This is a genomic window from Polaribacter vadi (assembly GCF_001761365.1).
Taxonomy (GTDB): domain Bacteria; phylum Bacteroidota; class Bacteroidia; order Flavobacteriales; family Flavobacteriaceae; genus Polaribacter; species Polaribacter vadi.
This window is the reverse complement of the sequence record NZ_CP017477.1, coordinates 1,919,653-1,945,892: the sequence shown is the minus strand read 5'-3', so window position 1 is coordinate 1,945,892 and position 26,240 is coordinate 1,919,653. Positions and strand designations below refer to the sequence as shown.

At 31.7% G+C, this 26,240-nt stretch carries 13 protein-coding genes; 5 read left to right on the top strand and 8 right to left on the bottom strand.

The window, feature by feature from the left end:
• Positions 1 to 10 precede the first annotated feature (10 nt).
• The 5 genes from LPB03_RS08670 to LPB03_RS08650 all read right to left on the bottom strand — a co-directional run bounded on the left by LPB03_RS08670 (position 11) and on the right by LPB03_RS08650 (position 11,214).
• Complete coding sequence (locus LPB03_RS08670) at positions 11 to 8,008, bottom strand: Ig-like domain-containing protein (RefSeq protein WP_070239021.1); 7,998 nt, start codon at positions 8,006 to 8,008, stop codon at positions 11 to 13.
• A 365-nt stretch (positions 8,009 to 8,373) separates the two neighbouring features.
• Positions 8,374 to 8,934, bottom strand: a complete 561-nt coding sequence (locus tag LPB03_RS08665; protein WP_065318518.1) for a response regulator transcription factor — start codon at positions 8,932 to 8,934, stop codon at positions 8,374 to 8,376.
• Between the two features lie 18 nt (positions 8,935 to 8,952).
• The gene (locus LPB03_RS08660) at positions 8,953 to 9,870 is read right to left on the bottom strand and encodes a DUF8740 domain-containing protein (protein ID WP_065318517.1); all 918 of its coding nucleotides are present in this window, start codon (positions 9,868 to 9,870) and stop codon (positions 8,953 to 8,955) included.
• Positions 9,871 to 9,872: 2 nt separating this feature from the next.
• Positions 9,873 to 10,343, bottom strand: coding sequence for a T9SS type A sorting domain-containing protein (locus LPB03_RS08655; protein ID WP_065318516.1), 471 nt, complete (start codon positions 10,341 to 10,343; stop codon positions 9,873 to 9,875).
• Between the two features lie 346 nt (positions 10,344 to 10,689).
• On the bottom strand, positions 10,690 to 11,214 hold the full coding sequence (locus LPB03_RS08650; RefSeq protein ID WP_065318515.1) for a DUF2207 domain-containing protein: 525 nt from the start codon (positions 11,212 to 11,214) through the stop codon (positions 10,690 to 10,692).
• A gap of 82 nt (positions 11,215 to 11,296) precedes the next feature.
• On the opposite strand from LPB03_RS08650, the gene der reads away from it, so the two are divergent.
• From der to LPB03_RS08635, 3 genes are all read left to right on the top strand, one after another.
• Positions 11,297 to 12,607, top strand: coding sequence for a ribosome biogenesis GTPase Der (gene der / locus LPB03_RS08645; RefSeq protein WP_065318514.1), 1,311 nt, complete (start codon positions 11,297 to 11,299; stop codon positions 12,605 to 12,607).
• Between the two features lie 801 nt (positions 12,608 to 13,408).
• Positions 13,409 to 21,268, top strand: coding sequence for an SdrD B-like domain-containing protein (locus tag LPB03_RS08640; RefSeq protein ID WP_070239020.1), 7,860 nt, complete (start codon positions 13,409 to 13,411; stop codon positions 21,266 to 21,268).
• A 238-nt stretch (positions 21,269 to 21,506) separates the two neighbouring features.
• Positions 21,507 to 22,004 carry a DUF1761 domain-containing protein gene (locus LPB03_RS08635; RefSeq protein WP_065317929.1) on the top strand — a complete coding sequence of 166 codons (498 nt, stop codon included), beginning with the start codon at positions 21,507 to 21,509 and terminating at the stop codon, positions 22,002 to 22,004.
• A 67-nt stretch (positions 22,005 to 22,071) separates the two neighbouring features.
• On the opposite strand, the gene trpS is transcribed toward LPB03_RS08635, so the two are convergent.
• Entirely contained in the window at positions 22,072 to 23,040 is a 969-nt protein-coding gene (gene trpS / locus LPB03_RS08630; protein ID WP_065317928.1) for a tryptophan--tRNA ligase, read from the bottom strand.
• Between the two features lie 201 nt (positions 23,041 to 23,241).
• Between trpS and LPB03_RS08625 the strand changes: the two genes are divergently transcribed.
• Both LPB03_RS08625 and trhA read left to right on the top strand, forming a co-directional pair.
• Positions 23,242 to 24,033, top strand: coding sequence for a lysophospholipid acyltransferase family protein (locus LPB03_RS08625; RefSeq protein WP_065317927.1), 792 nt, complete (start codon positions 23,242 to 23,244; stop codon positions 24,031 to 24,033).
• A complete protein-coding gene (trhA, locus tag LPB03_RS08620) occupies positions 24,005 to 24,643 on the top strand; it encodes a PAQR family membrane homeostasis protein TrhA (RefSeq protein ID WP_065317926.1) in 639 nt (212 codons plus the stop codon). The genes LPB03_RS08625 and trhA overlap by 29 nt, the downstream gene beginning before the upstream one ends.
• A 1-nt stretch (position 24,644) precedes the next feature.
• On the opposite strand, the gene LPB03_RS08615 is transcribed toward trhA, so the two are convergent.
• Positions 24,645 to 25,115 (bottom strand): CYTH domain-containing protein, encoded by a 471-nt coding sequence (locus LPB03_RS08615; RefSeq protein ID WP_065317925.1) that lies wholly within the window; start codon positions 25,113 to 25,115, stop codon positions 24,645 to 24,647.
• Between the two features lie 14 nt (positions 25,116 to 25,129).
• A complete protein-coding gene (locus LPB03_RS08610; RefSeq protein WP_065317924.1) occupies positions 25,130 to 26,107 on the bottom strand; it encodes a class I SAM-dependent methyltransferase in 978 nt (325 codons plus the stop codon).
• Positions 26,108 to 26,240 lie beyond the last annotated feature (133 nt).

Sequence of the window (26,240 nt, the reverse complement as noted above, 5' to 3'; positions counted from 1 at the left end):
AAATATTGATTTATTTAAAAATTATCTTTTTAGTTCCAAAATTTGTTTTATCAGTGTATACTTTTAATAATAAAATACCTGATTTAGAAATTACATCGAAGTTCAATGTATTATTTCCTTCTGTAAGATCTTGTTTACTTTTATAAACTACTTTACCTGTTAAATCAAATAGTACTATAGTTGCTTGTGCTGCTTTAGCACAATATAGTCTTACATTTATGTTCCCACTTGTTGGATTTGGTGATACTTGTAATTCTTTAATTTGAGAACTATTAAAGTCATCTGTTGAGTTTTTAGCTACTGCAACAGTTATAGTTACAGTTGCTGTATCTGAATCTCCATTTCCATCTGTAATCGTATAGTTAAAAGTATCTACTCCTGTAAAGTTTAATTTTGGTGTATAAACTACTTTGTTACCATCTAATACTAATGTTCCTCCTATATCTGTTGCTCCAGGTAATGGTGATATTGGATGATTTGGATTTGCTAAATCTGCTCCATAATCATCTGCTCCATTTCCATTATCCAATAAGATAAAGATATCATTGTTTGTACTGTTTCTAAGAACTGTTACTGCATCATCTTTTGCAGTTGGCGTATCGTTAGTATTTGTTCCAGCTCCTATGGTGATTGTGATTTCTGCTGTTGTAGTATCTCCACTACCATCAGTTATGGTATATTCAATAGTCTCTGTGTCTCCATCTACTAATGCAGCATCTGGAATATAAGTTACTTTACTATCAACTATATTTAGTGTAGATGTACTTCCATTTACATTCGTAATTGCTAATGGTGTAACTCCAGGACCATCTGATCCAAAACTATCATTAGCCAATACATCAATCGTTTTTGCTACTAAAGTTCCTGCAGCTACAGTTGCTGCATCATCATTTGCGGTTGGTGATGCTACCTCTGTTACTGTGATCATAACTTGAGCTATTGAAGTGTCTCCACTACCATCAGTAATCATGTAATAAAAACTATCTGATCCTGTAAATCCTGTTACTGGTGTATATTCTATCTCAGTTCCATTAACAATAATATTGTTTGCAGCATTTCCACTTTCTATTTGCTTAACACTCTTAGATGAAGTTGTTCCATTGATAAAAGTTAATGCTCCTGTTGGATGCGCTCCATCTGTACCATAAGTATCTACCCCAGATCCATTGTTTGCCAAAATAGCTAAGGATGTCATCGTATTTTGAACTACTGAGAATGAATCTGATTTAGCTGAAGGAACTCCATTTACTGAATCTGCTGCGCCTATTGTTACTGTTACTGTAGCCGTTGACGTTACATTGTTTACATCTTTAATTGTATAATCAAAGGTGTCTGTTGGTCCTGCAAAAAGTGCTGACGCTACATAACCAATAGTTCCATTTACTACTGATAAAGTTGCGCCTTGTGTACTTGTTAATGAAGGCAATGTTAACGACTCAGTTGCATGTGCTGCTGCTGAACCATAAGTATCATTAGCTAAAACATCGATAACAACGACATCATTACTTCCTTGAACTGCATTTGCTGTATCTGCTACTGCTGAAATATTTACAGTGGCTGCTGTTACTGTTACAGTTACTGTCGCTGAAGCTCCATCTCCACTGCCATCAGTAATTATATAACCAAAGGTATCTACTCCTGTAAAGTTTGTTCTTGGCGTATACAATACAGTTTCTCCAACTAATTCTAATTCACCTCCATTATCCGTGAAAAATGCTGATAATGATATTGGATGATTTGCATTTGCTAAATCTATTCCATAATCATCAGCTCCATTTCCATTATTTAATAAAATACTAATCACATTATCGATACTATTCTGTGCTACTGTTACTGCATCATCTTTTGCAGTTGGTGTATCGTTTGTGCTTGTTCCAGCTCCTATAGTGATTGTGATTTCTGCTGTTGTAGTATCTCCACTTCCATCAGTTATGGTATATTCAATAGTCTCTGTGTCTCCATCTACTAATGTTGCATCTGGAATATAAGTTACTTTACTATCAACTATATTTAGTGTAGAGGTACTTCCGTTTACATTCGTAATTGCTAAAGGAGTAACTCCTGGACCATCTGATCCGAAACTATCATTTGCCAGTACATCAATTGTTGTTGTAACTAAAGTTCCTGCAGCTACAGTTGCTGCATCATCATTTGCGGTTGGAGATGCTACCTCTGTTACTGTAATCATAACTTGAGCTATTGAAGTATCTCCACTACCATCAGTAATCATGTAATAAAAACTATCTGATCCTGTAAATCCTGTTACTGGTGTATATTCTATCTCAGTTCCATTAACAATAATATTGTTTGCAACATTTCCACTTTCTATTTGCTTAACACTCTTAGATGAAGTTGTTCCATTGATAAAAGTTAATGCTCCTGTTGGATGGGCTCCATCTGTACCATAAGTATCTACTCCTGATCCATTGTTTGCCAAAATAGCTAAGGATGTCATCGTATTTTGAACTACTGAGAATGAATCTGATTTAGCTGAAGGAACTCCATTTACTGAATCTGCTGCGCCTATTGTTACTGTTACTGTAGCCGTTGACGTTACATTGTTTACATCTTTAATTGTATAATTAAAGGTGTCTGTTGGTCCTGCAAAAAGTGCTGACGCTACATAACCAATAGTTCCATTTACTACTGATAAAGTTGCGCCTTGTGTACTTGTTAATGAAGGTAATGTTAATGACTCAGTTGCATGTGCTGCTGCTGAACCATAAGTATCATTAGCTAAAACATCGATAACAACTACATCATTACTTCCTTGAACTGCATTTGCTGTATCTGCTACTGCTGAAATATTTACAGTGGCTGCTGTTACTGTTACAGTTACTGTCGCTGAAGCTCCATCTCCACTGCCATCAGTAATTATATAGCCAAAGGTATCTACTCCTGTAAAGTTTGTTCTTGGCGTATACAATACAGTTTCTCCAACTAATTCTAATTCACCTCCATTATCCGTGAAAAATGCTGATAATGATATTGGATGATTTGCATTTGCTAAATCTATTCCATAATCATCTGCTCCATTTCCATTATTTAATAAAATACTAATCACATTATCCATACTATTCTGTGCTACTGTTACTGCATCATCTTTTGCAGTTGGTGTATCGTTTGTGCTTGTTCCAGCTCCTATAGTGATTGTGATTTCTGCTGTTGTAGTATCTCCACTACCATCAGTTATGGTGTATTCAATAGTCTCTGTGTCTCCATCTACTAATGCTGCATCTGGAATATAAGTTACTTTACTATCAACTATATTTAGTGTAGATGTACTTCCATTTACATTGGTAATTGCTAATGGTGTAACTCCTGGACCATCTGATCCAAAACTATCATTTGCTAATACATCAATCGTTTTTGCTACTAAAGTTCCTGCAGCTACAGTTGCTGCATCATCATTTGCGGTTGGTGATGCTACCTCTGTTACTGTGATCATAACTTGAGCTATTGAAGTATCTCCACTACCATCAGTAATCATGTAATAAAAACTATCTGATCCTGTAAATCCTGTTACTGGTGTATATTCTATCTCAGTTCCATTAACAATAATATTGTTTGCAACATTTCCACTTTCTATTTGCTTAACACTCTTAGATGAAGTTGTTCCATTGATAAAAGTTAATGCTCCTGTTGGATGGGCTCCATCTGTACCATAAGTATCTACTCCTGATCCATTGTTTGCCAAAATAGCTAAGGATGTCATCGTATTTTGAACTACTGAGAATGAATCTGATTTAGCTGAAGGAACTCCATTTACTGAATCTGCTGCGCCTATTGTTACTGTTACTGTAGCCGTTGACGTTACATTGTTTACATCTTTAATTGTATAATTAAAGGTGTCTGTTGGTCCTGCAAAAAGTGCTGACGCTACATAACCAATAGTTCCATTTACTACTGATAAAGTTGCGCCTTGTGTACTTGTTAATGAAGGTAATGTTAATGACTCAGTTGCATGTGCTGCTGCTGAACCATAAGTATCATTAGCTAAAACATCGATAACAACTACATCATTACTTCCTTGAACTGCATTTGCTGTATCTGCTACTGCTGAAATATTTACAGTGGCTGCTGTTACTGTTACAGTTACTGTCGCTGAAGCTCCATCTCCACTACCATTTCCATTATCATCTGTAATTGTATAACTAAATGAATCAACTCCTGTAAAGTTTGTTCTTGGAGTATACTGAATTTGATTACCTACTAAATCAATCTTAGCTCCATTATCAGTATAAGCTCCTGATATTGCTATTGGGTGATTTGGATTTGGACCATTTGTTCCATAACTATCATTCCCTATAATAGCAAGCATATTGTTTTGACTGTTTTCATTTACAGTATATGAATCATTTTTTGCCCAGGGTTTTCCAGGATCTAATACAAATACAATTCTTGTTTCTTGTCCTGAATTACCATGAGAATCTAGTACAGTATATATTATTGGATAACAACCCACAACCGTTAAGTTTATAGCACTTGAATTAATATTTATTGTTCCAGTTATATCACCATCTATATCATCATTTGCTGTAGCTCCTAATTCTACATAAACTGTATTTACATCTATTATCTGTGGATTATCACCTAATAAAGTGATTACTGGCCTTACTGTATTTTTATCTGAATTTCCTGTCTCATTCAATCCTAAATTCCCAGCAGCATCTGTTGAAGATACTGTAACTGTAAGTGCACCATCAGCTAAACTTGAAACATTTGTGCTAATAGAAATTGGATTAGCTCCATTTGTTGAGCCATTACCTGATACTGAAGCGTTGTTAACATCTGTAACTGTCCAATTATAAGTAGATGTATTTTCTAAACCTGTAATATTAAAAGTAAATGCTGTTTGGTTATCTATATTTACAGGATCTAAAACACTTGAAACTCCATATCCTGTTGGTGCTGTTCTATCTATTTCAATAGCATTACCAGAAGATAATATAGCAACATCTAAAGCTGCATTGTTATCATCATCTGATATATTTGAAATATTAAAAGCAGCAAGCCCTTCTATTGAAGCCAGCCCAACCGTTAATGTAGCTATCCAACTATTTCCTGAAGGATTTGAAACGCTTGCAGGCTCACTAGCAATAAATACTGTTGGTGCATTTATTGTTTCATCCGAATCAAAACTTAAGGTAATTACGTCTCCAACTTTGGCAAATGCTACATTAGTATTACTTGTAGACATTCTGACATTTGAAATAACAGGAGAAGTTTTATCGTTTATTGTAATCGTAAATTCTTTATCAAAAGTTAAAATACCACTGTCTGTGGTTCTTACTCGAATTGAATAAGTAGATTTCGCATTATAGTCAAAAGCAGTTGCACTTAATAAACCGTTAGCTGTAATGTTAAATAATCCATTATCTGTATCTCCAGTTCCAGATACTAAAGTATATGTAAAAGTATCACCATCATCTACATCTGCAGTTGATAAAGTACCTACTGTTGTTCCTGAAACTTGATCATCATCTATTTCTGTTGAGGATAATATAATATCTGTTGGTGTTTCATTAATGTCATTTATTGTAATGGTAAAGCTTTCATCATATGATAAACCATTAGTATCTGTAGTTCTCACTCTTATAGAATAAGAATCTTGAATTTCATGATCAAAAATAGCATCACTCAATAAATTTGAACTTGAAATAGAAAAAGATGCATTGTCTGTATCTCCTGTCCCAGCAACCAAAGTATAGGTAAATGTATCTCCATTATCTATATCTGTAGTTGATAAAGCACCTACTGTAGTTCCTGAAGATTCATTCTCATTTATATCTGTTGATGATAATACCATATCTGCTGGTGTTTCATTAACATTATTTACTGTAATGGTAAATGCTTCTTCATACCATAAGCCATTAACATCTGTAGATCTTACTCTTATGGAATAAGAATCTTTCGTTTCATGATTAAAACTTGCTCCACTTAATAAGTTTGAACCTGAAATAGAGAAAGATCCATTATTTGTATCTCCTGTTCCAGCAACTAAAGTATAGGTAAATGTATCTCCATCATCTTCATCTGTAGTTGATAGATCGCCTACTGTTGTTCCTGATGCTTCATTCTCATCTATATCTGATGATGATAATGCAATATCTGTTGATGTTTCATTAATATCATTTATTATAATGATAAAGCTTTGGGCATATGATAAACCATTTGAATCTGTAGTTTGTACTCTTACTGAATAGGAATCTTTCGTTTCATGATTAAAACTTGCTCCACTTAATAAGTTTGAACCTGAAATAGAGAAAGATCCATTATTTGTATCTCCTGTTCCAGCAACTAAAGTATAGGTAAATGTATCTCCATCATCTATATCCGTTGTTGATAAAGCACCTACTGTTGTTCCTGATGCTTCATTCTCATCAATATCTGTTGATGACAAAGCACTATCTGTTGGTGTTTCATTAATATCATTTACTGTAATAGTAAAGGTTTTCTCATAAAATAAACCATTATTATCTGTAGTTCTCACTCTTATAGCGTAAGAATCTTTCGTTTCATGATCAAAAATAGGAATACTCAATAAATCTGCACCTGAAATGGAAAAAGATGCATTGTCTGTACCTCCTGTTCCAGCAACCAAGGTATAGGTAAATGTATCTCCATCATCCACATCTGTAGTTGATAAAGCACCCACTGTTGTTCCTGAAGATTCATTCTCATCTATATTTGTTGATGATAATGCACTGTCTGTAGGTATTTCATTTATGTCATTTACTGTAATGGTAAAGGTTTCCTCATAAAATAAACCATTATCATCTGTAGTTCTCACTCTTATAGAATAAGAATCTTGAGTTTCATAATCAAAAATAGCAGCACTTAATAAATCTGAACCTGAAATAGAAAAGGATCCATTATCTGTATCTCCTGTTCCAGTCACCAAAGTATATGTAAAAGAATCCACAGCGTCTGCATCTGTAGTCGATAAAGCACCTATTGTTGTTCCTGATGCTTCATTTTCATCAATATTTGTTAATGATAATACCATATCTGTTGGTGTATCATTAACATCATTTACATTAATGGTAAAGGTTTCATCATACGATAAGCCATTAGCATCTGTAGTTCTTATTCTTATGGAATAAGAATCTTTAATTTCATAATCAAAACTTGCCCCACTTAATAAGCTTGAACCTGAAATAGAGAAAGATCCATTATTTGTATCTCCTGCTCCAGCAACTAACGTATAGGTAGATGTATCTCCATCATCTACATCTGTAGTTGATAATGTACCTACTGTTGTTCCTGAAGATTCATTCTCATTTATATCCGTTGATGATAATGCGATATCTGTTGGTATTTCGTTAACATCATTTACTGTAATGATAAAGCCTTGAGCATAAGATAAACCATTTGCATCTGTAGTTTGTATTCTTATGGAATAAGAATCCTTAATTTCATGATTAAAACTTGCTCCACTTAATAAGTCAGAACCTAAAATGGAAAAAGATGCATTGTTTGTATCGCCTGTTCCAGCAACCAAAGTATAGGTAAACGTATCTCCATCATCTACATCTGTAGTTGATAAAGCACCCACTGTAGTTCCTGAAGATTCATTCTCATTTATATTTGTTGATGTCAACGCACTGTCTGTAGGTATTTCATTAATATCATTTACTGTAATGGTAAACTCTTCTTCGTACCATAAGCCATTAGCATCTGTAGTTCTAACTCTTATAGAATAAGAATCTTTCATTTCATGATTAAAACTTGCAGCACTTAATAAGTCTGAACCTGAAATGGAAAAAGATGCATTGTCTGCATCTCCTATTCCAGCAACTAAAGTATAGGTAAATGTATCTCCAAAATCCGCATCTGTAGATGATAACGTACCTACTGTTGTTCCTGAGGATTTGTTCTCATTTATAGCTTCTGAAGATAATATTATATCTGTTGGTGCAAAGTTAAAATCGTTAAATGGAATTTCAGCTGAAGTGTAGTTTAATACAAATAAGCATACTAAAATAAATAGTAATTGTCTTTTCATAGCTATCGTAGTTAGGTGTTTTAAAAAACTTTATTATATATTTATAACTGCAATTGCAGTATATCACATTATTTTAGGGGAGTAATGTTTGTTTAATTTTTTTGGGGGTGTACTTTTTTGAAGGGGAGTAAAAAAAATATTTTCTTATTGAATAAAAAATATTTTAACTAAAATAAATTTGATATTAATCATAATTATTAGAATCTAACGCATTCTTTTTAACTATTAAAAACAAAAATTCCAAAATACTTTAGTCTACAAAAATACTATTTACCTTAAGTTAAACCATCATCACAATTGATACTATTCAACCTCATTAATGAGTAAATTATCGGTTATATGCTACAATTCAGCGAATTAAGTTTTTAAATAAGTCCGCTTTTTAAGGAGAACTTAATTAATTGCGCTGTATTTTGACATGCTGTTTTTTCTAAAATACTTCTTCTATATGTATCTACTGTATGCCTACTAATGCATAGTTTTTCACCAATATTTTGACTACTTAATCCGTTCGACATTTCTCTAATAATTTGCAGCTCTCTATTGTTTAAGTTTATTTTATATTTTATGTTGAAACGTTGTAGAGAAGTTTTTAATTCATCAATAGAAATAGGTTTTAGAAGATAATCGAAAACCATTACTTTTAAAGCTTTAACAGCATAATGAGAATGTTCAGAAACTAATATTATTTTTACATTGGTTTCTCTTTTGCTAATTTCTTCTGCAATTTCTAAACCAGAAAGATTTGGCATTTCAATTTGTACAAAAGCTAAATCTGGTTCATTTTTTAGTATAAAGTCTAATCCTTCGTTTGCGTTTTCAAAAGCACCAATAACTTCGACTTCTTTAAAGTTTGCAAGTAAGCTGTTTAATCTTCTTAAAAAAGATTCATCAGTATCTATAAGTACAGTTTTAATTTTATCCATTTGGTAAATTGTTAAAAATTAAAATGTTCTTACAGCTCTAACCCTATTTAAGCTACCTTTTAAAACACTAGATTCTTGACCGTTAGTTGGGTTTACAATTTTAGACATACTATTTGATGCCTCTGTAGAACTCCAATAAAAGTTATTTGATAAATTGTCTCCACTTATAGAAGTAGTTGTAGCATTTAAAGTAGCCACATTTAGAGACATTAATTTTAGTTCGAAAACACTAGGCAAATACCAATCTCCATAAATTACATTATTTGACACAACTTCAAGTTCATTACACAATCTGGCAGCATAAAGCTCACCATCATCACCAAGAAAAACATGCGATGAAATTATGATACTAGAGTTTGCTTTACCAGCACCAACTCCATTACCTTTTGCTTGAGTGGAACCAAATGTGCCTGCAAACCATTTTGTAGCATCTGATATTTCATTAGCTGAAAATACCAAACCATGTTGCCCACTTTCATCAACCCAAAAAACTATTCCTCCATGTGCAGCATCACCTATTTTGTATGCTGAAAAATTTTCTGCCGTTTTTGCATGTAATGCATAAGGAACACTCAAGAGTTGGCTAGTGCCAGAAATTGAATAATCTGTTCCTCCTAAAGGATCTGTTTCAGATTTTATAAAATAATTTCCTGAGCTCCAATCTATTTGAGAAAAAACACCAGATACTACAAATCCAGTTCCTATTTCTATGGTAATTAAGCCATTAATATTAGTTGTTGGTGTGTGTGTTTCTAAATAGACTGTTTTTCCTGTAGCTGTGTTTTGTAAAATGCTTATTTGTAAGCCAATAGATTTATTACTCAACAGGTTATCATTTGCATCTCTTATAATGGCTTGATAACTCATTTTTTCTGGTGTTTGTGAAAACCCAATCGTAGTAAAAGTAAGCGCTAAAATTAGTAATATTCTTTTCATAGTTAGTTTTTTATAATTTTAAATACTTTCAATTGTTTTTTATGGTGATGAACTTTAAGCAAGTAAATACCAGTTGGAAAGTTTTTTATATTGATAGTAGTCAGTTTTGTATGTATGTTCTCTTTTTTTAATAACCTTCCATGAATATCGAAAATTGAAAAAACAAGTTTTTCAATTTCAGTATTTGAAATAGATAAAATGATATTATCCTTTGTCGGATTTGGAAATGTAATTGCTTCTAAAGCAAAAGATTTTACATTTGGATTTGCTAACGTAAACAACTCTATGCTTTGCTGAATTCCTTGTAATACAGAACCGCTATTTGAAACATTTGTGGCTGTAAACAGCTGACCAATAGTATAGCTAGAAGATCCTGAACCAGTAGCATTACCTCCAGAAGTAGCTATATTTTCTTGAGAAAATAAAAGATTTGTAAAGAAAAATAAAAAGATTGGGAGTAAATATAGTTTCATAAGTAGGTTTTAAATACTTAAAATATATATGCTCAGAGCTTAAAAAATTCGAGGGAAATAGCTTTTGGGGGGATAGAATAATATTTTAAATACTATTAGTTTGATATTCAAAAATAACGAAAATAAAATTAGAAAAATACGCAACAAAAAACAATTCTATAAAATTATATCAAAAATAAAATAAAAAAATAAATTTAAATACCTCTATATCAGTTTTTTGTGTTTTAAGAGGTGCTATATAATTTGCTATTATAAAATCATAAGATTTAACAAAAAAGGGGGAAAACACCCTAAAAAACAACCTTTTCTTACGAGGAATTTTAATTGTAAGTCTCTGAAAATTAGATTAAGAATTGATTGTATTTATCATAAAATCGTGCAAATTCTTCATTTGATTTTTTCCTGTGTCTTTGCCTATTTTTCCTAACATATAAAGAACAATCCAAATAAAAGGCAAAACTATCATCATAATAATTGGAAAAAAGATAGATTCATTTAAAGAAATTCTTGTGTATAAAACTACACAAAACGCTAAAAAAGAACATCCTATTATAAAATGAATAAACATAAAGAGTGTCCAAACCTGTGGTTTTGGTCCAAATAATCCTTTTAAGGTTGCTGTATTATCAGATTCTTCTACTATTTCTAAATGCAATTGAGGTGACCAAAAATGCTCATCTTTCTTAGAAACAGAAATAAAAAGATGTCCATCAACAAAACTACCACTAAATTTTGTGGTTTCTTTTTTAAACTCATCTGCAAAACGATTTAAAACCTCTTGTTTCTTTTCTTTTAACTCAATTGTAAATCGAGGTCTTAAAGAAATTTCACTATTTCTTTTCTCTATGAAAAGGTTAATTTTTGCACTCATTAAAATCAGTTTAATAACAGTTTAAATTTACAATTATTTTTCGTACAGTAAATTGTATCTTTGCAAAAAATATCAACACAAAATGAATAGTATTGTTGCCATTGTAGGAAGACCAAATGTAGGAAAGTCAACACTTTTTAATAGACTGGTTCAAAGAAGAGAAGCAATTGTAGATTCTGTTAGCGGAGTTACAAGAGACAGGCATTATGGAAAATCTGACTGGAATGGAAAAGAATTTTCGGTGATAGATACTGGTGGTTACATTACTGGTTCTGATGATATTTTTGAAGGAGAAATAAGAAAACAAGTAAATCTTGCTATTGAAGAAGCAGATTTAATAGTTTTTGTAGTAAATGTAGAAGATGGTATAACACCTATGGATGCTGAAGTTGCTAAACTTTTACGCAAGGTAAAAAAACCAATTTTTACAGTTGTTAATAAAGTTGATAACGCAATGCGTGAGCCAGATGCTATAGAATTTTATAATCTTGGTTTGGGCGAATATTTTACAATTGCGTCAATTAATGGAAGTGGAACTGGAGATTTATTAGATGCTTTGGTTGCAGAAATGCCAGATCCAGAACCTTTTGATGCAGATAAAGAAGAATTACCAAGATTTGCGGTTGTTGGACGACCAAATGCTGGAAAATCATCTTTTATAAATTCTTTAATAGGTAAAGATAGGAATATTGTAACCAATATCGCTGGAACTACAAGAGATTCTATCGATACAAAATATAACAGATTTGGTTTCGATTTTAATTTGGTTGATACAGCTGGAATCCGAAAAAAATCAAAAGTAAAAGAAGATTTAGAATTTTATTCTGTAATGCGTGCAGTGCGTTCTATAGAATATGCAGATGTAATTATATTAGTTGTTGATGCCACTCGTGGTTTTGAAGGCCAAGATCAAAATATATTTTGGTTGGCAGAAAAAAACAGAAAAGGTATTGTGATTTTAATTAATAAATGGGATTTAATTGAGAAAGAAACCAACACTTTAAGAGATTTTGAAGCGATGGTTAGAAAGCAAATTGAACCTTTTACAGATGTGCCTATTATTTTTATTTCTGCACTTACAAAACAACGTTTATTTAAAGCGATAGAAACTGCTGTAGAAGTTTTTGAAAAGAGAAAAAAGAAAATACCTACAAGTAAATTGAATGATGTAATGTTAGACATCATTAAAAGTTATCCACCACCAGCTACTAAAGGGAAATTTGTGAAAATTAAATATTGTATGCAGTTGCCTACAGCAACTCCGCAATTTGCTTTTTTCTGTAATTTACCTCAATATGTAAGAGATCCTTACAGAAGGTTTTTAGAAAATAAATTAAGGGAAATTTATGATTTTTCTGGAGTACCTGTTACTGTTTATTTCAGACAGAAATAATATTAATTTTATTTTTTAAAGTTGATAAACTAATCATTTAAAAATATTAAATTTAACTATATTCAAAGCTATCTATTTATATTTAAGTTTGATTTTTCGCTACTGATTTTGAATGGTTTATAGATTTTTTTAGCTGTATTTTTATAAAAAAATGGTTCATATTTTAAATATTTATAGACTGATTTCCAATAATTTACAAATATTTTAAAAACGTAATTAATTGATAATTAACATCTTAAGTGTGATATAGGTTTATTTTACTTCTTTTGTGTTAAATTTATTTTATTTGTTATTAATAATGTATTAAATTTGTAGGCTTATATCAATTATTTATTTCATTGATTTCTCCCTGAGACTCAATGATTTTACCCTCATTTAATTTTTTGTAAGCAAATTAATCTTTTGAGGTGTCAGTTACCGAAAGAATACTGTCCTTAATCGAAAAAAAGTATCCCTAAGACTAAAATTTTATAATTTTGTTCTTAATAATAAAATTGTTAACCCTAAATTAAAACTTTTTCAATGAGGAAAAAAGTACACCCTAAACTGCAAAATTTACTGATACTATCAGTATTTAAAACATTAGACCATTTGTTTAACAAATCTCAATTTATTTTTAAATCAACTATACTATAATAATAGTATTTAGTTAAGATTTCTATATTATTTTATTTCACCTAAAATAAAATAATGATGGATAATTAACAACCTTTCAACAATTTTTTCCCTAAGTCCAAAACCTCTAAGTCTTGTTCCCAGGAGAATAAAAGTTGTAACCCTAATTATAAACTTTTTCACGCCATGAAAAAAATTACAAAAAACCAAACCCTAGAGTTTAATCTTTTTAAAAGTTTAAACCTAAACAAATTATCAACCTTACTTATCGTTGCTTTTTTAAGCTCAGTAAGTTTTTATTCTCAAAACGAGAGTAAAAGTTTTAATGATGCGAATGGTAAAGCAAGTATTAGGCAATCAAGTGGAATTACATCTAAAACTAAAACAAAGAGAAATGTTTTAAGTTTAGATGCTTATACTTCTACAAATAAGACAAGTGTTTGTTCTCCAGAAAGTTCACTTTTAATTACAGAAGAAAGTTCTTGGGGAATCTCTAGATCTACTATAAACAATAGCGGAACACCTTCTTTTTGTTTAGATCTTCCAAGTGAAGCTCCAAAAGTAAATGATGTTTTCAATACAACATTAACACCTCTTACATATATTAATTTTGGGAATAATAATTATACTGATGCTCAGATTTTAGATAAAGTACAAAGAACTTTATCTGTAATTAAATATCCTAGCTTTGCATCTAGTTCAACATCTCTTACTTCTAATTTTTATAGAGCTATTGCTGTTGTTGTTTGGCATTATACAAATGGGTTAGATACAAGTAGTTATAATTACTCTTGGGTAGGAGGAGATGGTAATACTTATACTGTTAATGACTTAAAACAAGCGGTTAATACTAATTATCTTCCTGCTTCAAATGTAATTTGGTTAATTCCTCAAAATAGTAATAGACAGCCAGAGGTTATTTTAAATGAAAATGCTTCTTCAAACTGTTGTCCTACTCCTCCATCAATTACAACAAGTACAAATGCACCTACAAATAATAATGGCGAAATTATTTTAGAATCTGCATCTGGTGCTCAGTATTATGGAGTAAGTTCATTAAATGCTTCAAGTTACAATGGGGCAACTACAATTGCAACTGCAACAAAAATTCCAAATTCATTACCGACAACTTTAGTTTCAAACGCTCCCAATAGTGGAGGTCAATATATTATTAGAGTTTTTACAAACATAGATGGATGTTTTACAGACTATACAGTTACAGTTGCTTCTGGTTCAGGTTCTAATTGTACAAGTACTTATGCTTCTTATGAAAGTAATCAAAATAGTGTAGTAGGTAAGTATAATATTGCTGGTGCTCCAGATGGAAGCTATGCAGAAATTCATAATAGTAACCAACAATTAATTGTAGACTTTAATAATGTTTTTCCTGCAGGAACTCAATATAAAATTACTTGGCGTGTAAGAAATAGTGAATCAGGAACAGCGTATATAGATTTATCAGAATCTACTTCTTCTAGTTCTGGTTTTACAAATCATCCTACAAGACCTCAAACTACTTCTAAAAATTTTATTACTACAACTGTAACCTCAAATTCTAGTTTTAGATATGTAGCATTCGATAAAGGAGATATAAATCATACAGATTATGAATTAGATGCCATTGAAGTAATTAATTGTGTTAGTTGTGATACTGCTGACAATACAACATCAACAGCTGATATTACTGAAGGACAAACAAAAACATTATCAGGTACTCCTTCAGGAGGAACTTGGTCAATCGTTTCTGGTGGTGGAACTATAAACGGAACTACGTATACTCCAGATAATATTAACACAAACACAACTGTAAAAATAAGATATACAATCGCAGCTGATGGCTCTTGTGCAGCTACAACTGATGATGTAACTTTTACAGTAACTCCTGTATGTCTTACTGCAGACAATACTACATCTACTGCTTCAATTACTCAAAGTGAAACTAAAACCTTAACAGGAACTCCTTCTGGTGGAACTTGGTCAATTATTTATGGTGGTGGAACTATTAATGGAACCACTTATACTCCTGATGATATTAATACAAATACAGAAGTTAAAATTAAGTACTCTATTCCTGCTAATGGAAATTGTGCTTGGACTTATGATTATGTAATTTTCACAGTAACTCCAGTAGTCTCAAATCCTTGTACAGATGGTGCAACTGTTGGAGTAGTTACTGCTAATGACCCAGATGCAGATGGTATTAACAATATATGTGATTTAGATGATGATAATGATGGGATATTAGATGTAAATGAAAATACTGATTGTGCTGGTTCTTTGAATTATGAATTTTATAATTCATTACCTTATGACAATAAGGCTGATAACATACCTACAAGCGGAGCAATTAAAACAGGAACAGTTTCTGATTTTAATGTAACTGCACTTCAACAAATAGCAACACCTAATGATGTTACTACTTATAGTATTAGATATACAGGATATATTAATATAGCAGCAACTAATACCTATACTTTTTATACAAGTTCTGATGATGGATCTAAATTATATATAAATGGTACTGAAGTTGTAAATAATGATGGACTTCATTCTAATTCAGAAAAAGAGGGCGATATTTTTCTAAATGCAGGTTACCATTCAATTACAATTTTATTTTTTGAAAATTCTGGAGACCATGTACTTTCTGCTTCATACAAAAGCTCAAATATTTCTAAAACAACAATACCTTTTTCAATTTTATCTGGTAATTGCGATTTCGATAATGATGGTATCCCAAACTCTTTAGATTTAGACTCAGATAATGATGGCTGTCCTGATGCTATAGAATCTGGAGGTGTTGATGCTAATCCTGCAGATGGTATTTTAGACGGTACAGGGTATGATTCTTATGGTAAAGTTACAGGTGGAACCAATGGATATAATGGTATAACTGGTAATGAAGTTAAAGCAACCAAAATCAATGTAACTTCAACTCCATCTAATGAAACTAAATCTGAAGGAGATTCAGCTACTTTTAACGTAACAGCAACAGCAGATAATGCAACAAGTTATAATACAGGAACTCCTGTTTACGGAACTCCTGGTAACTCAAATTCAGGTATAAATTACAAATGGTATTTAGGAGATCCAAATAATGGTGGTACAATTATTAATAATGGAGGGGTTTATTCTAATACGACATCTGCAACTTTGAATATTAGCAATGTTACAGGTTTAAATGGTAGCGTATATTACTCTGTAATTACACATGATAATAACAACTGTATTTATGAGGTAAATTCGGCAACTTTAACTGTTTGCTCTGTTGCTGATAACACAACATCAACAGCTTCAATAACAGAAGGACAGACAAAAACATTAACAGGCGCTCCAAATGGAGGAACTTGGTCAATCGTTTCTGGTGGTGGAAACATCAATGGAACAACATACGCACCAGACAATATCAATACAGATACAACTGTTGTAATTCGTTATACAATTGCTGCAGATGGAGATTGTGCTGCAACAACAGATGATGTAACTTTTACAGTAACACCAGTGTGTGATGTAGTTGCTGACAATACAACATCAACAGCAGATATCACTGAAGGAGAAACAAAAACATTAACAGGCGCTCCAACTGGAGGAACTTGGTCAATCGTTTCTGGTGGTGGAAACATCAATGGAACAACGTACACACCAGACAATATCAATACAGATACAACTGTTGTAATTCGTTACACGATTGCTGCAGATGGAGATTGTGCTGCAACTTCTGATGATGTTACGTTTACAGTAACACCAGTTTGTAATGTAGTTGCTGATAATACAACATCAACAGCTGATATTACAGAAGGAGAGACAAAAACATTAACAGGAGCTCCAACTGGAGGAACTTGGTCAATTGTTTCTGGTGGTGGAAACATCAATGGAACAACTTATACACCAGCTGATATCAATACTGATACAACTGTTGTAATTCGTTATACGATTGCTGCAGATGGAGATTGTGCTGCAACTTTTGATGATGTAACTTTTACAGTAACACCAGTATGTAATGTAGTTGCTGACAATACAACATCAACAGCAGATATCACTGAAGGAGAGACAAAAACATTAACAGGTGCTCCAACTGGAGGAACTTGGTCAATCGTTTCTGGAGGTGGAGCTATCAATGGAACAACTTATACACCAGCTGATATCAACACTGATACTACTGTTGTAATTCGTTATACGATTGCTGCAGATGGAGATTGTGCTGCAACTTCTGATGATGTAACTTTTACAGTAACACCAGTATGTAATGTAGTTGCTGACAATACAACATCAACAGCAGATATCACTGAAGGAGAGACAAAAACATTAACAGGTGCTCCAACTGGAGGAACTTGGTCAATCGTTTCTGGAGGTGGAGCTATCAATGGAACAACTTATACACCAGCTGATATCAACACTGATACTACTGTTGTAATTCGTTATACGATTGCTGCAGATGGAGATTGTGCTGCAACTTCTGATGATGTAACTTTTACAGTAACACCAGTATGTAATGTAGTTGCTGATAATACAACATCAACAGCTTCAATAACAGAAGGACAAACCAAAACATTAACAGGTGCTCCAACTGGAGGAACTTGGTCAATTGTTTCTGGAGGAGGAAACATCAATGGAACAACATACACTCCAGCAGATATCAACACAGATACAACTGTTGTAATTCGTTATACGATTGCTGCAGATGGAGATTGTGCTGCAACTTCTGATGATGTTACTTTTACAGTAACACCAGTTTGTGATGTAGTTGCTGACAACACAACATCTACAGCAGATATTACAGAAGGAGAGACAAAAACATTAACAGGTGCTCCAACTGGAGGAACTTGGTCAATCGTTTCTGGAGGAGGAAACATTTCAGGAACAACATACACTCCAGCTGATATCAACACTGATACAGATGTAACAATTCGTTATACAATTGCTGCAGATGGAGATTGTGCTGCAACTTCTGATGATGTTACTTTTACAGTAACCCCAGTTTGTGATGTAGTTGCTGAGAATACAACATCAACAGCAGATATGACTGAAGGAGAGACAAAAACATTAACAGGTGCTCCAACTGGAGGAACTTGGTCAATCGTTTCTGGTGGTGGAAACATTTCAGGAACAACATACACTCCAGCAGATATCAACACTGATACAGATGTAACAATTCGTTATACAATTGCTGCAGATGGAGATTGTGCTGCAACTTCTGATGATGTTACTTTTACAGTGACACCAGTTTGTAATGTAGTTGCTGACAACACAACATCAACAGCTGATATTACAGAAGGAGACACAAAAACATTAACAGGTGCTCCAACTGGAGGAACTTGGTCAATCGTTTCTGGAGGAGGAAACATCAATGGAACAACATACACTCCAGCAGATATCAACACTGATACAGATGTAACAATTCGTTATACAATTGCTGCAGATGGAGATTGTGCTGCAACTTCTGATGATGTTACTTTTACAGTGACCCCAGTTTGTGATGTAGTTGCTGATAATACAACATCAACAGCAGATATTACTGAAGGAGAAACCAAAACATTAATAGGTGCTCCAGCTGGAGGAACTTGGTCAATTGTTTCTGGTGGTGGAACTATCTCAGGAACAACATACACTCCAGCAGATATCAACACTGATACAGATGTAACAATTCGTTATACAATTGCTGCAGATGGAGATTGTGCTGCAACTTCTGATGATGTTACTTTTACAGTAACACCAGTTTGTGATGTAGTTGCTGATAACACAACATCAACAGCAGATATCACTGAAGGAGAGACAAAAACATTAACAGGTGCTCCAATTGGAGGAACTTGGTCAATCGTTTCTGGAGGAGGAGTTATCAATGGAACAACTTATACTCCAGCAGATATCAACACTGATACAGATATAACAATTCGTTATACAATTGCTGCAGATGGAGATTGTGCTGCAACTTCTGATGATGTTACTTTTACAGTGACTAGTTCTGGATTAGGTTCTATTGGAGATACAGTTTGGTTTGATACAGATGGAGATGGACTTAAAGATGCAGGAGAAAACGGATTAGGAGGAGCTACTGTAACTTTAGACCCAGGAACACCAAGTAATCCAGCTGATGATACAACAACTACAACAGATGCAAATGGAAACTACTTATTTGATAATTTACCAGCAGGCGTTTATACAATTACTGTAGATTTAAGTACTGTAACTTCAGGGATTCCATCTGGTAAAACAATTGCAGATTTAATTCCAACATTTGATGCAGATGGAGTAGGAACTGCAAATACAAGTACTGTTTCTTTATCATTAGGAGAAACTAATTTAGATCAAGACTTTGGGTATAGCGTTTCTTCAGGAGGTGTTAACACAGGAAATGATGGAGGAATTGAATCAGAATCTTTAGGAGATGCCTTGACTAAATTGTATGTAGGGAGAAAGAAAAATTCTGTACCAACAGTATTTGTAAAGTCGGAAGCAAACTTGTACAATAAATCTAAAATGAAGTCTGCTCAGCCTTACCAAGGAAAAGGACAAACGATGTTAGATATGTTTCCAACTGAATTAGTAGCAGGAAACGTAGCGAATATAACATCGCCAACAGATATTTTAGATATCACCACAGCAGATGAAGTGTTAGCTGTAGATTTCTCTTTAGATGGCGAAACAAAAGGTGTTGTTTTAGGTATTAAAACAACTGATAAGGTTTACAATCATACAAAAGCATCTTGTGATCGTTTAAGAGGAGCAGAAATTTTAAATATTCAGACTGTACAAGTAAAAGGGTATAATTTCTTAATGCAAGGAATTAAACAAAGAAATGGTGTTGTTGAATATGCAATTTCTTTTGCAACAGCTAAGAACAATAATGATACCAACTATACAATTCAAACAAACTGGTATGTAAATAATTACACCAAGTTTAATGATGTATATAACTTTCAAGTATGGTCTACAAAGCCAGCAGATACTCAAAAGTTAGTTGCTGATGTTTTAAATAACTTACAATCTTTTATTCCTGTAAAACAAACAGAAATTCAGAAAGTTCCAGAAACGTATGCTTCTAAAATTTATAGAGATAAAGCTGAATTAGTTGTGATGTTAAGAAGTACAGAAGAAGGAAATACTGCAGAAGTATCTATGGTAGAATTGTATTCTGAGACTGCCAATAACATTAAGCACAGAACTAATTCTTTAAGCACAGAGATTCAACAAAGTTTACGATTAGACATCGCAGATGGATATGAATATGATGGATTGGTAAAAGTAGATAACGAAGTAGAGGATGCATTTTATCATGCAGATGGAAACTGGGGCTTAGACTTTGACAAGCGTTACACAGAAATCAAAAACTACTTTGTATGGAATAATTTCGACAGAGAGTATAAAGATGATGAGTATGCAATCAACAGAGATGTTGAAATAAAAGCAACTAGTAATTATGATTACTTAACAGTATACAAATCATTATTACCTGGAACTATCTCAGCAGATTACTCTGAGTATAATTATGTAGCTTTTACAGCAACAGGATCTGGTTTAATGGAATTAGGTTTAATTAAATCATCAATCCAAGACTGGAAAGCACAGTACAGAGTAATGGTAGATTTCTCTGAAGAAGAGCAAACATATTATGTTCCTTTTGAAATATTTACATCAAGTGCGAGTCAAAATAAAATGACAGCAGAAGATTTAACAACGTTAACATTTACTTTCTTACCAGTAGAAGCACAAACAAATGAGTTAGATTTAAAAATCTCAGATGTTCGTTTTGCAAAAACTGCAGTAGAAGGACAAATTGTAAATAAGATAGATAAGTTTGAGAATGAGTTTATGGCGTATCCAAACCCATCTCAAGGAAATGTAAACTTGTTATTATTCAGTGAAACAGATACAGAAGCAACTGTAACATTATCAGATATTACTGGTAAAATTATTTACAGTCAGAAAGCTACGTTAAATGCTGGTAAAAACGAGTTAGATTTTAACTTTAAAGTAAAAACTGGAGTGATGTTATTAAACGTAACTAGTCCAGAGACTAACTATGGAACAACAAAAATTCTATTTAGATAGTAAAGTATATCAATAGTTTAAATAATTTTTAGGGGTATTAATTAAAACTATTGATCCCAAGAGAGCTGATGTAAATCAGCTCTCTTTTTTGTGCTATTTTATTTTAGAAATCAAAAATTATAATGTTTTGGGTATTTTTATTTGTTGATATTAAAAGTCTATATTTTGTCATAAGTATTTAATAATCAATTAAAAACAAATTTGCTATATTTGGTATTCAACCAAAAACTTTTTTATCATGGAAATGAATTTTTACATCTTTTTTTTAGCGGCACTTGTGCCAATGATTATTGGCTTTGTGTGGTATGGCCCATTATTTGGTAAAGCATGGATGAACCAAATGGGTTTTACAGAAGAATCCTTAAAAGGCACTAATATGTTAAAAACTTTACTTATTTGTTATGTATTGAGTTTTTTAATTGCTTTTGCTTTAATGCCAATGGTAATACATCAAATGGGTGTTTATTCTACTTTAGCTGGCGAGCCAGGTTTTAGCGAACAAACAGGAGAAGCATATTCTTATTTCGAAAACTTTGTTGCAACCTACAGTGATCGATTTAGAACCTTTAAACATGGTGCTTTTCATGGAGTATTATTTGGGTTCTTTTTAATTTTACCTATAATTGGAATTATAGCAGTATTTGAAAAGAAATCATTTAAATATGTAGCTATTAATGCTGGTTATTGGATTGCAACCTTAGCAATTATGGGTGGTATTATTTGCCAATGGGTATAATTTTAAAAAACTATTAAAACTAAAAATGCCGCTAAAAAGCGGCATTTTTTATGAAGATAAATTATTTTTAATAACCAATTTTTACTCGAACTCTTTTTAGAACTTCATTAGCGACTAAAGTTGCTTTTTCTGCACCAATTTTTAAAGCGTTATCAATTTCATGTTTGTTTTCCATAAAATGATTGTAACGTTCTCTATTGGTAGCAAACTTCTCTAAAATTAACTCATATAAAGCCTGTTTTGCATGTCCATAACCATAATTTCCACCTTCGTAATTTGCTCTCATGGTTGCTATTTCAGTTTCCGAAGCTAATAATTTATAAAGTGCAAAAACGTTATCTGTATCAGGATTTTTAGGCTCTTCTAAAGGAGTACTATCAGTTTGAATACTCATTATTTGTTTTCTCAATTTTTTATCTGGTAAGAAAATGTTGATAATGTTATTTCTAGATTTGCTCATTTTTCCTCCATCAGTTCCAGGCACAAGTTTTACATGTTCTTGAATTTTTGGTTCAGGAATAATTAAGGTGTCACCAATAGTATTATTAAGTTTATTGGCAACATCTCTTGTAATTTCTAAATGCTGTAATTGATCTTTTCCAACAGGTACAATTTCTGCATCATATAATAAAATATCAGCAGCCATTAGCATTGGGTAATTGAACAAACCAGCATTAACATCATCTAATTTATCAGATTTATCTTTAAAACTATGAGCTAATGTTAAACGTTGATAAGGAAAAAAACAACTCAAATACCAAGCTAATTCAGTTACTTGAGGAATATCACTTTGTCTGTAAAAAATAGTTTTATTAATATCTAAACCACAAGCTAACCAAGTAGCAGCTGTGCTGTAAGTGTTTTCTCTTAATTGATTTCCGTCTTTAATTTGTGTTAAAGAGTGTAGGTCTGCAATAAATAAAAAAGCTTCGTTTTTTGGATTGTTAGCCATTTCAATAGCAGGTAAAATAGCACCTAATAAATTACCTAAATGTGGTGTTCCTGTACTTTGTACGCCAGTTAAAATTCTTGACATTTAATTATATGTTTAAAATCAATTTAGTGAAAAGAATAATTTTAATCTAATTTTAATTAGCAATTAAAACTATTTCAGAGCACAAAAATAAGGTTTTGATTCAGAAAACCAATAAACAAAAGAATATTAGTACTTTTACAAATTAGTGTGCAAAAATAAATTTTAAATAAAATAATATTTTTAAAAATTAGTTCTAAATTCTTGAAGTACATAAAAATTCCTTTTCTTTTAGTTTGGCGTTTATGGTTCTACATTTTAATGTTTGTAACCATTATTTTATTGCTGCCACTTTTGTTTATTTTATCAGCTAAAGAAACATATTATGCTGCTTTTTGGAGAGTTGCACGTTTTTGGTCTAAGATTTTGGTATATGGAATGGGTTTTAGTTTAAAAGTGACTAAAGATCAAGAATTGGACAGGAGTAAAAGCTATATGTTTTGCCCAAATCACGCTTCTTTAATGGATGCTTTTGTGTTGATTGTATTAAGCAAAAATCCAATTGTTTTTGTTGGTAAAAAAGAGTTTGTTAAAATACCCATTTTTGGCTTTATATATAAAAGAGTAGTGATTATGGTTGATAGAAGCAGTCCAAAAAGTAGAAAAAAAGTGTACCAATTAGCCAAAGAAAAACTACAAAATGGAACAAGTATGGCAATTTTTCCTGAAGGATTAGTACCTACTGAAAATATTGTTTTAGCATCTTTTAAAAATGGTGCTTTTAGTTTAGCTATAGAATTTGAAATGCCAATTGTGCCTCAAGTTTATTACGATTGCAAGCGATTATTTTCTTGGGATTTTTTTAAAGGAAGTCCTGGTGTTTTTAGAGTTCATCAACATAGATTTATTGAAACAAAAGGCCTAACTTTAGAGGATGTAGAAAGTTTAAAACAACAAACTTTCGATATTATTTATAATGATTTAGTGGCAGATTTTAAATATATGAAAGATACAAACAGACCTAATAATGAGCGAGAGTTTAAATCACCTATATAGCATAAAAGAAGAGAAATTAAATGTGATTTCTCATGGTCTTGGCTTCGTTTTAAGTGTAATAGCGCTACCTTTTTTGATTCTTAAATCCTTTAATTTTGATGGTTTTTGGAAACCAACAAGTTTTATAATTTACGGATTTAGTATGGTTGTTTTGTATGCAGCATCTACATTTTACCATGCAGCAAAAAATCCGAAGAAAAGAAGAAAGCTAAACATTTTTGATCACGCAGCTATTTATGTTTTAATTGCTGGTAGTTATTCGCCTTTTTGTTTGGTGGGTTTAAATTCGGATTTGGGCTGGTATATGTTTTTATTTGTGTGGATTTTTGCATTTACAGGCATCATTTTAAAACTGTTTTTTACAGGAAGGTTTGATAAATTATCAACAGCTATGTATTTACTAATGGGTTGGCAAGTAATGTTTTTTATAAAACCATTAATGGAAAGTTTAACCACAGAAGCTTTTTTTTATCTTGTTGCTGGAGGAATTTTTTATTCAGTTGGAGCTATTTTATACTCCATTAAAAAAATACCTTACAACCATTTTATTTTTCACATTTTTGTTTTGTTGGGTAGTTTAAGCCATTTTATAGCGATATATAATTTATAAATTACCAATCCTTAAAAGGATTTTTACTCATTTTAGAATTATAATATTTTTCAATTCCTGTAACTTCTTTGCCTAACCAAGTTGGTTTTTCGAAAACTTCATCTTCAGAACTTAATTCTATTTCTGCAATAACCAAACCTAAATTATCGCCATAAAATTCATCAACGTCAAAAACAAGATGTTCATTTTTTACCAAATATCGGGTTTTGTCAATAATAGAAGGTTCACATAATAGCAGTAGTTGTTCAGCTTCATTTATGTCAATTTCTTTTTCCCATTCAAAACGAGTTGTGCCAGATTCGTTAGATGGCCCTTTAATTGTTAAAAATGCAGTTTCATCTGAAACACGAACTCTTACAGTACTATTTTTTGCAGTACTTAAATAGCCTTGTTTTATTGTTTTTTGTTGATAAGATGCTTTCTTAAAATCATTATTTTTCACTAAAAACTTTCTTTCAATTTCTAAGCTCATAAAGGTTCTATAAATTATTTTTTGTTTTCATAAATACCGAACACTAAATCTGAAGGATTATTTTTCATATACGTATCTTCTAGCAAAAAAAGCTTTTCTAAAATTGCTTCCTTTTCATCATCTAAAGTATAAAAATGATGAGAAATATCTCTTAAAACACTCATTAATAAATTACCTCCATAAGGTTTTTCAATAATAGTTTTGTAATGTTTATGTATAGTAGGCATTATACTTTCAGAATCTATGCATTCAGATGGGTCTGCTAAAATCATTCTAAGAACACCAACTCCTCTATATTTATTTTTAGTTAATTTACTTTTATATCGAGTCCTAAATTTTTTTGGAATAATTGAAATTGCTTCATTAATAGCAGTAATTTGTTTTTTTGAAAATTGATGTCTAGTTGCACCAACAAACTCATTGATTATTAAAAGACCATTAGATTTTAAAGTATGCTTTATTTTGCCTGGTAAAAAAGTATCTATTTTATCAAAATGATGCAAAGAAGATTTAAAAAAAACAATATCAAATTCGTTTTCATCAAATTCGAAATCATCAATATTTTTATTGATAAATTTAATGTTTGTAACATTGTTTTCAATTGCATTTTTAGCTGCAATTTGCAATAAATTTTCAGCAATATCTACACAAACAACTTCTTTAAAAATAGTAGAATGTTTGGCTAATTCAATTTCTCGATTGCAAATACCCGATCCAAGAGATAACAGTTTTAAATTGGTTTTATCTTTTAAAAAATTAGTTGTTAAATATTCTAAATAATTAGTGTTTTTATTGCCACTAACAAAAACATTCCAACGTTCTTGTACTTTTGGAATAGACCAAAAATAAGACGATATAAAGGAGGTGTTATCAAAAGCACTTTTAGTTCTGTTTTCTTTATTAAAGGTAAATTTAGATAAGAAAAAACCACTTCCTCTCTGAATTATCTTAAAATAGGTATCTATAAAATCGTCTAAAGTAATTAATCGCATCTTTTTTTATCTAAAATATAAGTATTCTTAAAGTAAAAATTCAGTAATTTGGTCTTACATTACTAAAAATCTATAGAAATTAAAATCAAATATAGAAATACATTTTTTATAAGAGTCTTTTTATAAAAATGAA